Origin of the sequence: Blastomonas sp. UPD001 (assembly GCF_003426715.1) — a bacterium.
Lineage (GTDB): Bacteria > Pseudomonadota > Alphaproteobacteria > Sphingomonadales > Sphingomonadaceae > Blastomonas.
On the sequence record NZ_QKVT01000001.1, the window covers coordinates 2,660,071 to 2,669,840 of the forward strand.

Sequence of the window (9,770 nt, forward strand, 5' to 3'; positions counted from 1 at the left end):
CTGCCGGGCTCTGTCCCGCCGCAGCCACCTTCTCCCCGATGCCCAGCGCATCCAGCATGCGCATCGCATTAGGGCCGAGCTGCAGCCCTGCGCCCACCTCTTCGAGCGCCGGGGCCTGTTCGATCAGCTGCACGTCATGCCCCTTGCGCGCCAGCGCCAGCGCGGCGGCCAGCCCCGCAATGCCCGCACCGGCGATCAGGATGCGCATGACAGGGTCCGGTGGCAGGGCATAAGCCCGTTTAGCGCGCCATCGCGATCATGCAACCGGCGGGCTTTCGCACGGGGCCATCCGCCGCTATGCCAGCGGCCATGCTGCCCTCGCTGCTCATCATCGACGATTTCCTGGCCGATCCGCATGCCGCGCGCGCCGCCGCGCTCGGGCTTGGCTATGACCCCGCGACGCGCAAGGGCAATTATCCCGGCACGCTCTCATCGGTGCCGCTTGGCATAGCGGGGCTGGAAGCCGCGGTGGCGCGGATCATCGGCGTGCCGGTGGTGCCGCAGCCGGGAACGACGCACGGTCATTGCCGCCTGACATTGAAAGGCGATCGCGGGGTCAGCGGCGTGCATATCGACCCGTGCTTCTATTCGGGCATCCTCTATCTCAGTCGCGACGAGGATGCGCGCGGCGGCACCGACTTCTTCCGCCACAAGCGCACAGGCCTTGAAAAGGTGCCCAGCGATCCTCTGGCGCTGGCGCAAAGCGGCTATGCCGACGTCAACACGCTGGTCGAGGACGTCGTCAACCGCGACACCTTCCACGCCGCGAAATGGGAGCGCGTGATGCGCGTGCCGATGCGCTTCAACCGGCTGATCCTGTTCAGCCCGTGGCTGTTCCACAACTCGGCGGACGGATTCGGCACCAGCGGCGAGAACGGCCGCCTGGTGCATTTGCAATTCTACGCGCGCGGCTGACCCGCCCCCCTTACGATTCGTCGCTCGCGCTCATGGCGCGCGCCTGCGCCTTTCTGCGGCGCAGATTCTCGCGCAAGTTGGCAGCGAGCCTGGCCTTGCGCTCTTCGGCAGGGCTCGGTTTCGGCGGGGCAGGGGGCTTTTCCATGGGCTTTGCTGCATATCGTCGCATCGGCCGATTTGGCAAGGCCGGCGAGGGTTGACAAACCATCGGCACCTGCGCATAGGCGCAGGCCTTGCGAGCGGGCAGCCATGTTGTCCGGCATCGCAAGCCAGCGAAATGGTGTGCTGCTGTAGCTCAGTGGTAGAGCGCATCCTTGGTAAGGCTGAGGTCGGGAGTTCAATCCTCCCCAGCAGCACCATTTCGCCCCTCCTCCCTCAATAAGGCGGCTTCACCCGCTCCTTCTGCGCGGCGGCGGCATCGGCCCACCAGGTCAATTCGTCGGCAAACTTCCCGAAGCTGCGATCCAGCGACGCGCCACCCGATCCGACCGGTTCGCCTTGCTCGTCGAGCGTCTGCGTGATCTGGCCGACCGAGATCATGCTGGGGATCACCACCATGCCCATTTCGGACAATGTCGGGTGCCAGGCATGGCCTGCGCGCACGCCGGCGAAGCGCCCGGCGGAATAGGTGGCCAGCGCGGCGGGCCGCCAGAACCATTGTTCGAGGAAATGGTCGGTCAGGTTCTTGAGGCCGGGCTGCACGCCCCAGTTATATTCGCCCGCGACGAACAGGAAGGCGTCGGCCGCCTCGATCTTTTTCGCCAGGTCCTGCATGGCGACCGGCGCGGTGCCAGGCTCGTATTCCTTGTACATCCGGTCGAGCATCGGCAGTCCTACCGCCTTGGCATCGATCAGCTCGGCCTCGACCCCGCGCTCGCCAAAGCGGCGCACGCAATAGTCGGCGAGCCGGATGCCCGCCCGGTCCGAGCGATACGATCCGTAGAGCACCAGCAATTTCTTCATCAGCCATCTCCTGTCCCGAACGATACGGCCGGCCTGCCCGACGGTTCAATCGGTGAACACCACCGTCTTGGAACCGTTGAGCAGTACCCGGTCGGCCAGATGGTGCCGCACCGCGCGCGCGAGCACGCGCCGCTCGATGTCGCGGCCCTTGCGCACCAGCGTCTCGGGCGAATCGGCATGCGTGATCTGCTCGACATCCTGCGCGATGATCGGCCCTTCATCGAGATCGGCGGTGACATAATGCGCGGTCGCGCCGATCATCTTCACCCCCCGCGCATGCGCCTGGTGATAGGGTTTTGCCCCCTTGAAGCCGGGCAGGAAGCTGTGATGGATGTTGATGCAGCGCCCCGACAGGAATGCGGCGAGATCGTCCGACAGGATCTGCATGTAGCGCGCGAGCACGACGAGCTCGGCCCCGGTGTCTTCGACCACCCGCTTGATGTGCGCCTCCTGCTCGGCCTTGGTCTCGCGCGTGACGGGCAGGTAATGGAAGGGGACGTCGCCCAGATCGAGCCCGGCCAGCGTCTCGACCGGATGGTTGGAGACGATGCCGACGACATCCATCGGCAACTCCCCAATTCGCCAGCGATAGAGCAGATCGGCCAGGCAATGGTCGAATTTCGAGACCAGGATCAGCACCTTGCGCGGCACAGCGGCGAGGCGCAGCGACCAGTCCATCGCATATTCACCGCCCAGTTCGGCGAACCGGGCGCCCAGCGCTTCGGTCAGCGTCCCGGGCAGCGAAAAGACGACGCGCATGAAGAACCGCCCGGTTTCCTCGTCTTCGAACTGCGCCGCCTCGCGAATATTGCCGCCAGTGGCGAACAGCAGGCTGGTGACCCGGCTGACGATGCCGGGGCGGTCGGGACAGGAAAGCGTAAGGATATGCAGCGGGTGGGTCATTCTCGGCCTTTTGTCAGCGTTTCACGCCGATCTTGCCGATCCTGACCCCGGCGTCGAGTCTCAATCGGCGCGCACGTCGCTCCATTCGGGATGGCGCTGGAAGGCGACGACGACATAGCTGCAGCGCGGGATGACCTGCCATTGCTGCTCGCGCGCGGTGGCGATCAGCGCATCGACCAGCCTGGCGGCGATGCCCTGGCCACGCATCGAATCGGGCACATAGGTATGGTCGGCGCTCACCCGCTTCTGCCCGGCGACCGTGGGCGCATGCGCATAGGTCAGCTCGGCCTCCGCGCCTTGCGCGGTGTAGACGAAACGGCCGCCATGGCCGGTGGTTTCATGCGCGATGGCGTTGGGATCGGGTGCGTCCATGGGGCTTCTCCTTGGCAATGGCACTGCCTGGATCGATATGGGGCGGGGCGGCAGGCTCGGCAACGGGACGCCTGGAAGCCCCGAATAGTTGCGCTTATGCAACGCTGACAGCGATTCCTGCGTCGCCAAAGCCGGGATTGCTGCATCAAACCCTTTATCTATCAGCCGACTTGGCTTATATCGCGCGCTCGAAGAAACATCAGGAGATTTCGCTATACGTCCGCCAGCACCCCGTCGCGGCCTTGTTCTGCCACCCAAATCCGGCCCGCGCTTCAATCAGTTCATCCAGTCGCCCCAGGTTCGGGTGATCGATGAGAATGGCGAAAATCTTGGCGTATTGCGTACAGCAGATGCGATAGAGCGTGCCGCAGCCGTGGGCCTCGACCTGGTCGAGGTCTCGCCCAATGCCGAGCCCCCCGTCGCCAAGTTCCTCGATGTCGGCAAGTACAAGTACGAGGCCCAGAAAAAGGCCAATGCCGCGCGCAAGAACCAGAAGACGCAGGAGATCAAGGAGATCAAGATGCGTCCGAACATCGACGACCACGACTATATGGTCAAGATGAAGAAGGTTCACTCGTTCATCGACGAAGGCGACAAGGTCAAGATGACGCTGCGTTTCCGTGGCCGCGAACTGTCGCACCAGCAGCTCGGCATGGCGCTGCTTCAGCGCGTGCAGGAAGACGTCAAGGAAATCGCCAAGGTCGAAGCCTATCCGCGCATGGAAGGCCGCCAGATGCTGATGGTGCTGGCACCCAAATAAGCGGTGTGGGCGCGGAACACCGCGTTCAGCGATATTTCGAGCGGCTCTGGTAGCTGATCGTCGCCATGTCATTGGCGGGCACGATCACCTGCCAGACATGCTTGCCGTCCTTGCGAATCAGCTTGCCCGTCGCCTTGCGGATATCGGTATCGGCGACCTGCGCGAGGTCGATTTCCGCCGTTATCGGCTCGGCATTGGCATTGGTCAGCACCAGTTTTTGCGTTTCGGGCGCACGGTCGCTAGCGCCGGGCTGGGTTATGCTGGTGAGCAGCACTGCATCGCTCTGGCCGATGGTGAATTTCACCTCCTGCCCGATCGCATAATCGCGCATCCGGCCCTGGCCGATCAGCAGGCCGTCAGCGCGCGAACCATCGAACACCGCGACCCGGCCCGAGGGCAAGGGCAGGCCGAGGCCCGAGGCGGTCTCGTTGTCCATGCGCAGCTCGATCTGGAGCGGGCTCGGCTCGCCCTCGCCATAGCCCATCGCATTGCCGCGATAGACCAGCTTTGCTGGCACATTGGCCTTGGACAGCAGCTTCACCTGTTTCTGCCCCTTGGCCGCGACGGTCGAGCGGAAGGGGACGCGATAGAGCTTGAGATCGCCCAGTTCCTCGAGCTCGGCTTCGACATTGCGCGAGGCGGTGACCATGATCGCATCGGCCTCGCCGCGCACCGCGCCGGTGCGCGCGCGCTGCGGAGCCATGGCTGCGCGTCCCTCGACTTCGCTCGGGACAAACGGATGGGGGGAGGAGGGCACGTTGCTGGCCTTATCCGCGCACCCTCAATACCGCGTCTCGAAGGTCGCGGTGACCTCCGCGCTGCCGTTTGCCGGCACGTTCACCGCCCAGACCACCGCGTCGCTGTTGCGCCGCTCGCTCTTCTGGCTCTCGGTGACGATGCGCGTGTCGGTCCAGCCGAAATCGAGCCCCGACTGCATCAGGTCGATGGTGACCGCGCCATCGCGCGCATTGGTCAGCTCGTAGCGCATGCTGGTCTGCCATTTGCTGCTCGACAGCCGCTTGCGCTCGACCACGATACTCTTGACCTTGACGTCGAACGCCTCGCCGGTCTTGAGCGCCAGCGCGCTGCCCATGGGCGTGTGGCCGATACTGTTCTCGCCGATGAATTGCGGCGATCCGCGCTGGTCGCGCTGGTAGAAGCGCACCGCGCCTGCGGGCAGCGCATCGCCCAGCCCGCCCGACTTGCTCGAGCTGAACTTGACCACCGTGTCCGCGCTCTGCGGCTCGCTCATGCTCGCCAGCCAGCCGACGCGATATTCGTACGCGCGCATCGCGGGCACGCCCTGCACGTCGAGGAAATTGATCTGCTTGGTCTGGCGGTCGGCAATCGTGGTGCGGCCGACGGGGTAGAGATAATAATCGCCCAGCCGCTCGCGGTTCGCGGTCTCGGTGCCTGCGCTCCGGATGTTGCCGCGCCGGTTGCCGAAGCCCGAAGCCCCCTGCGGATTGCCCGCGACCAGCAGCGTGTCGGCATTGCGATAGGTGGTGCCCGAACTGTTCGAAAGCGTCACCCAGCCCTGCACGTCGATGCTGCCCTTTGCCTCGTCGAACAGCGCGACATAATCCGCCGACCAGCCGAGGCCCCCGGTCAGATAGCGGATCGCCGCGTCGCGCTGTCCGGCGCGCTGGCTGTCGACGGTGATCGACAATGTCGGGCGCGCGCGCAGATTCTCGGGCACCTTGTCGAACACCGCGCGCACCGGCAGGCCGTCGTCGCGCAGCACCTCGATCCGGTTGCCGATCTGGACGACCACGCCCTGGTTGACCGACAGCACCTTGGCGCGCTCGCGCGTTTCCGCGCCGGTCGCCGGGTTGGTGCGAATGAGCGTGATCGTCTCGCCCACCGCCTTTTCCATCAGCTTGCCGGGGGTCAGCAGATCGTAATCGAAATTCTGCTCGACGATCGTCGCGCCCTCGGCGGAAAAGCTCACCGTCTCGGGCTGGATCTGCGCGGAGACATCGGGAAACTCGATCCGGCTGGTGCCGCTGGCGATGGCGAGCCTGCGGATGTCCTGCACCAGCGAGGTGCCGCCATTGTACACCGTCACCGAGACATTGCCCTGCGTGCTGGGGCCGTCGGGAAGGCTCGCGTCCTGCGCCAGCGCCGGGCTGAGGACGAACAGGCCGAACGCGGCCGCTCCGATCGAGAACCGAGACGAACGCCGCATGATGACCTCCCCAGATATGTCGCCGATATGTGGCTTAAGTGCGTTCGAATGAACAGGGGCTAAATGGCTGGGCAAGCGCGGAGGCTGCGGCTAAGACAGCCCCATGCTGCGCATCGCCTCTTACAATATCAACGGCATCAAGGCCCGCCTGCCGCGCCTGCTCGAATGGCTGGAAGAAACCCGCCCGCATGTCGCCTGCCTGCAGGAGATCAAGACCCAGGACGAGGGCTTTCCCGCCTCCGAATTCGAGAGGCTGGGCTATGGCGCGATCTGGCACGGGCAGAAGGGGTTCAACGGCGTCGCCATCCTGGCGCGCGACGCCCAGCCGGTCGAGGTGACGCGCGGGCTCGAGGGCGAACCCGAGGACGAGCATTCGCGTTATATCGAGGCCGATGTCCACGGGCTACGCGTCGCGTGCATCTACCTGCCCAACGGCAACCCGCAGCCGGGCCCGAAATTCGACTACAAGCTGCGCTGGATGGAGCGGCTGCGCAAGCGCGCCGCGCAGATCCTGGCCGAAGAGGTGCCCGCGGTGCTGGCAGGCGATTACAACGTCATCCCGCGCGACAACGACGTCTATTCGGTGCGCGCCATGGCCAATGACGCGCTGATGCAGCCCGAAAGCCGCGCCGCCTACCGGCGCATCCTCGCCGATGGCTGGACCGACGCGATCGGCACGCTGTGCCCCGGCGGCGGGGTGTGGACCTATTGGGACTATCAGGCCGGCGCCTGGCAGCGCGACCATGGCTTCCGGATCGATCACCTGCTGCTGAGCCCCAGCGCCGCCGACCGGCTCAGCGCGATCGGCGTCGACAAGGATCATCGCGGCCGCGAAAAGGCCAGCGACCATGCCCCGACCTGGGTGGAGCTGCGCGGCCAGGGCTGACCGGGGGCGGCCCGCTCAGCCATAGCTGATCACCTCATATTCGATCCCGTTCTCATCGAAGAAATAGAAGCGGCGTCCGGGTGCATAATCGGCATGGTTGAACGGCGTCAGCCCGGCAGCCAGGACACGCGCCTCGACGGCATCCAGATCGTCGACGACGATACCGACATGGTTCATCGGCAACCCCTTGGCAAACGGGATGGCGGCAAGCAGCGCGGGCGGCGGCGTGTAGAGCGCGATATAGCTTTTATCGGTGCCGACATGCACCGTATGGCCATCGTTCATCGCCGGTCCCTCCCAGCGGACGTGCCAGCCGAACAGCGCTTCCAGCACGCTGGCGCTGGCCCGGCAATCGCGGACGGTGATGTTCACATGTTCGACAAAGCCTTGATCTGTCATGGTTCTACTCCTGGTCTGGCCGGGTGTTTCCGGTCGATTTGCGATTCGTACGACCTCAAGTTAAGTTGAGGTCAAGCCGCTTTTTCCAGGGAGTATTCGTGATGGCTGCACAGGCGTTGCTCGCGATCGGTGATCTCGCCCGCAGGACCGGGCTATCGGTCTCGGCGATCCGGTTCTACGAAGCGCGGGGGCTGATCCATCCGCTGCGCAACAGCGGCGGCCAGCGCCGCTTTGCCCGATCGGACATCAGACGGCTGAGCTTCATCCTGATCGCCCAGCAGATCGGGCTGACGCTCGAGGACATTATGGGCGAGCTTGCAAGGCTGCCGCAGGGCCGTTCGCCCGATGCGCGCGACTGGCGCGCGATCAGCATCCGCTTTCGTCAGCGGCTCGACGACCAGATCAGCGCGCTCGAGCGCACGCGCGCCCGGCTGGACGGGTGCATCGGCTGCGGATGCCTCTCGCTCAAGCTGTGCAAGATCTACAATCCGCAAGATCGCGCCGCGTCGCGCGGAACCGGACCGCGCTATGTGCTGGGCGAGGCCGACGAATACGGCCGATCACCCGACGCCAACTGATCCAGAAGGGTCAATCCTTCGGCTTGGGGACCTTGGGGCCTTCTTCCGGGAACACGGCTGCGCCGGTCCAGCGGCCGTCCTCGACCACCGCCGTGCCTGTCACGTTGCGCGAATCGTCGGGGACGAGGCCGCCGCCCTTGCGCTTGTCGGCGGCGTCGGCCGCCGCGGGGCTTTCAGGCGTTTCGGCCCTGGTCTTCGGGGTATCGGTCATGTTCGCTCTCCCTTGCGATGCGCTTGGCATCCTGTGGGAGGTTTACAGCTGCAGTGGACGAAAGGTTCCCGTCGCCGCGCGCGCCGATCAGGCGATCGTCGTGCCCGCAATGCGCTCGATTTCGCGCTTGGGTTCGTCGCTCTTCGCGGCGGGCGGCGGGCTCAGCGATTGCAGCGCGGCACCCGGCGCCACGCCGAGCAGCTGCTTCAGCCGTGCGCGGAAATTGGCCAGCTCGCTGCCCGAAAGCTGCGCTCGGGTGGTGAATTTGACCGAGTTGGGATCGACCGCGCGGCCGCCGCGATAGAGCTCGTAATGCAGGTGCGGGCCGGTCGACAGCCCGGTCGAGCCGACATAGCCGATCACCTGGCCGCGCCGCACGCGCGTTCCGCTGCTCACCGCGATGCGGCTCATATGGCCGTAGCCGGTGGCGATATTGCCGCCATGCGCGATGCGCACGAAATTGCCGTATCCGCCCTTGCGCCCGGCATAGTTCACCACGCCGTCGGCGGTCGCATAGATGGGGGCGCCGCTGGGCGCGCGGAAATCGATGCCGCTGTGCATGCGGCGGAAGCCGAGGATCGGGTGACGGCGATAGCCGAAGCCCGAGGTCACGCCGCCATTGACGGGACGCGCAAACTCGCCGCGCGTTTCGCCGACGCCCGAGGCCTCGAACCACTGGACGTTGTTGCCGCTCTTCCAGCTCAGCATCTGCGCGCGCGGCTTGCCGCTGCGCTCGAGCCCGGCATAGAGCAGCTCGCCGAGTTCGACCTCGCCGGTGGCGGCGCGCTTGTAGTCGACGATGATGTCGAACTGGTCGGTCGAGCGGATATCGCTGCCGATCGAGAGCTGCGTTGCCAATGTGCGCAGATAGGCCTGGATCGCCGACGGGGGCGCTCCTGCGGCGCGGGCCGAGCGGTAGAGGCTCGATCCCACGGTGCCGCGAATGCGCAAGGGGGTCGCGTCGACCAGAATGGGCTTCTGCACCAGATCGAGCGCCGAGCCCGCGCGGACGATCTCGACATTGAGGTCGAAGCGCGCGCGGAAGGCAATGAGCTCGACCGGGCGCGGCTGGTTGCGCGCGAACCGGCGACCGAGCGTGATGTCGATGCGGGTGCCGTCGCGAATGTCGTCGAGCGGCACCACCGAGGAGACGAGATTGGCGACCGCCTGCGCATCGCCGCTGCCCACGCCCGCGCGCTGCATCACGCGCAGGAAGCTGTCGCCGCGACCGATCGTGGCGGCGAGCTCGATCGTCGGGCGTTCGGGCGCCTGGCGCAGCGCGACCACGGCATCGGTCGCGGCCATCGCGCGACCGGTATCGCTGCCGAATGCCATCGGCATGACCATCTGGCTGCGCAATTCCTCGCGCGCGACCGGGGCAGGGGCAGTGGCGGCGGCACCGATCGGGCTGACCCCGGGAAACACCGCATAGGCACCGGTGCACAGCAGGCACAATGTCCCGAGGCCGCGAAACCATTCGAGGCTGCCGATATTCTGGCCGAGATCGGGCGTCCAGTTGGTGTCGTGGATGAACTGACGGGTGCGCAGCAACCGCGCCTTCAGCGCCTCAAGGCCGGTTGCAGGGGCGGGCAGGG

The 9,770-nt window shown here is 65.9% G+C and carries 13 protein-coding genes and 1 tRNA gene; 5 read left to right on the top strand and 9 right to left on the bottom strand.

Annotated features, from left to right (window positions below; genetic code table 11):
- Nucleotides 1-208, bottom strand: a 208-nt coding sequence (locus DM995_RS13525; protein WP_116969756.1) for an FAD-dependent oxidoreductase, incomplete at its 3' end; no start/stop codon positions are given.
- Between the two features lie 101 nt (nt 209-309).
- Between DM995_RS13525 and DM995_RS13530 the strand changes: the two genes are divergently transcribed.
- Complete coding sequence (locus DM995_RS13530) at nt 310-915, top strand: DUF6445 family protein (RefSeq protein WP_198669368.1); 606 nt, start codon at nt 310-312, stop codon at nt 913-915.
- Nucleotides 916-1,199: 284 nt separating this feature from the next.
- Nucleotides 1,200-1,274: transfer RNA gene (locus DM995_RS13535), tRNA-Thr, on the top strand.
- 16 nt (nt 1,275-1,290) lie between these two features.
- On the opposite strand, the gene DM995_RS13540 is transcribed toward DM995_RS13535, so the two are convergent.
- The 3 genes from DM995_RS13540 to DM995_RS13550 are packed head-to-tail and all read right to left on the bottom strand — an operon-like array spanning nt 1,291 to nt 3,153.
- Nucleotides 1,291-1,878, bottom strand: coding sequence for an NADPH-dependent FMN reductase (locus tag DM995_RS13540; protein ID WP_502696589.1), 588 nt, complete (start codon nt 1,876-1,878; stop codon nt 1,291-1,293).
- Nucleotides 1,879-1,923: 45 nt separating this feature from the next.
- Nucleotides 1,924-2,781 (bottom strand): formyltetrahydrofolate deformylase, encoded by an 858-nt coding sequence (gene purU, locus DM995_RS13545; protein WP_116969759.1) that lies wholly within the window; start codon nt 2,779-2,781, stop codon nt 1,924-1,926.
- Between the two features lie 60 nt (nt 2,782-2,841).
- On the bottom strand, nt 2,842-3,153 hold the full coding sequence (locus tag DM995_RS13550) for a GNAT family N-acetyltransferase (RefSeq protein ID WP_116969760.1): 312 nt from the start codon (nt 3,151-3,153) through the stop codon (nt 2,842-2,844).
- Between the two features lie 214 nt (nt 3,154-3,367).
- On the opposite strand from DM995_RS13550, the gene infC reads away from it, so the two are divergent.
- A complete protein-coding gene (gene infC / locus DM995_RS13555) occupies nt 3,368-3,913 on the top strand; it encodes a translation initiation factor IF-3 (RefSeq protein ID WP_082751251.1) in 546 nt (181 codons plus the stop codon).
- Between the two features lie 25 nt (nt 3,914-3,938).
- Here infC and DM995_RS13560 read toward each other — a convergent pair whose 3' ends face one another.
- Together DM995_RS13560 and DM995_RS13565 are read right to left on the bottom strand one after the other, a co-directional pair.
- On the bottom strand, nt 3,939-4,616 hold the full coding sequence (locus DM995_RS13560) for a hypothetical protein (protein WP_116969761.1): 678 nt from the start codon (nt 4,614-4,616) through the stop codon (nt 3,939-3,941).
- 78 nt (nt 4,617-4,694) lie between these two features.
- Nucleotides 4,695-6,101, bottom strand: coding sequence for a DUF4139 domain-containing protein (locus DM995_RS13565; protein WP_116969762.1), 1,407 nt, complete (start codon nt 6,099-6,101; stop codon nt 4,695-4,697).
- A gap of 106 nt (nt 6,102-6,207) precedes the next feature.
- Here DM995_RS13565 and xth point away from each other — a divergent pair, with 106 nt between their 5' ends.
- Nucleotides 6,208-6,987 carry an exodeoxyribonuclease III gene (gene xth, locus DM995_RS13570; protein WP_116970469.1) on the top strand — a complete coding sequence of 260 codons (780 nt, stop codon included), beginning with the start codon at nt 6,208-6,210 and terminating at the stop codon, nt 6,985-6,987.
- 15 nt (nt 6,988-7,002) lie between these two features.
- Here xth and DM995_RS13575 read toward each other — a convergent pair whose 3' ends face one another.
- Nucleotides 7,003-7,386: a VOC family protein gene (locus tag DM995_RS13575; RefSeq protein ID WP_116969763.1), complete on the bottom strand. Its 384-nt coding sequence runs from the start codon at nt 7,384-7,386 to the stop codon at nt 7,003-7,005.
- A 101-nt stretch (nt 7,387-7,487) separates the two neighbouring features.
- Here DM995_RS13575 and soxR point away from each other — a divergent pair, with 101 nt between their 5' ends.
- On the top strand, nt 7,488-7,964 hold the full coding sequence (gene soxR, locus DM995_RS13580; protein WP_116969764.1) for a redox-sensitive transcriptional activator SoxR: 477 nt from the start codon (nt 7,488-7,490) through the stop codon (nt 7,962-7,964).
- 10 nt (nt 7,965-7,974) lie between these two features.
- On the opposite strand, the gene DM995_RS13585 is transcribed toward soxR, so the two are convergent.
- Nucleotides 7,975-8,175, bottom strand: coding sequence for a hypothetical protein (locus DM995_RS13585; RefSeq protein WP_116969765.1), 201 nt, complete (start codon nt 8,173-8,175; stop codon nt 7,975-7,977).
- Nucleotides 8,176-8,262: 87 nt separating this feature from the next.
- Nucleotides 8,263-9,770 (bottom strand): peptidoglycan DD-metalloendopeptidase family protein (locus DM995_RS13590; protein WP_116969766.1); only part of this gene is annotated, 1,508 nt, incomplete at its 5' end.

What these genes read in the sequence shown, in the direction of transcription:
- DM995_RS13530 (WP_198669368.1), top strand. Translation starts at nt 310, where the DNA reads ATGCTGCCCTCGCTGCTCATCATCGACGATTTCCTGGCCGATCCGCAT.
- DM995_RS13540 (WP_502696589.1), bottom strand. Translation starts at nt 1,878, where the DNA reads ATGAAGAAATTGCTGGTGCTCTACGGATCGTATCGCTCGGACCGGGCG.
- purU (WP_116969759.1), bottom strand. Translation starts at nt 2,781, where the DNA reads ATGACCCACCCGCTGCATATCCTTACGCTTTCCTGTCCCGACCGCCCC.
- DM995_RS13550 (WP_116969760.1), bottom strand. Translation starts at nt 3,153, where the DNA reads ATGGACGCACCCGATCCCAACGCCATCGCGCATGAAACCACCGGCCAT.
- DM995_RS13560 (WP_116969761.1), bottom strand. Translation starts at nt 4,616, where the DNA reads ATGGCTCCGCAGCGCGCGCGCACCGGCGCGGTGCGCGGCGAGGCCGAT.
- DM995_RS13565 (WP_116969762.1), bottom strand. Translation starts at nt 6,101, where the DNA reads ATGCGGCGTTCGTCTCGGTTCTCGATCGGAGCGGCCGCGTTCGGCCTG.
- DM995_RS13575 (WP_116969763.1), bottom strand. Translation starts at nt 7,386, where the DNA reads ATGACAGATCAAGGCTTTGTCGAACATGTGAACATCACCGTCCGCGAT.
- soxR (WP_116969764.1), top strand. Translation starts at nt 7,488, where the DNA reads ATGGCTGCACAGGCGTTGCTCGCGATCGGTGATCTCGCCCGCAGGACC.
- DM995_RS13585 (WP_116969765.1), bottom strand. Translation starts at nt 8,175, where the DNA reads ATGACCGATACCCCGAAGACCAGGGCCGAAACGCCTGAAAGCCCCGCG.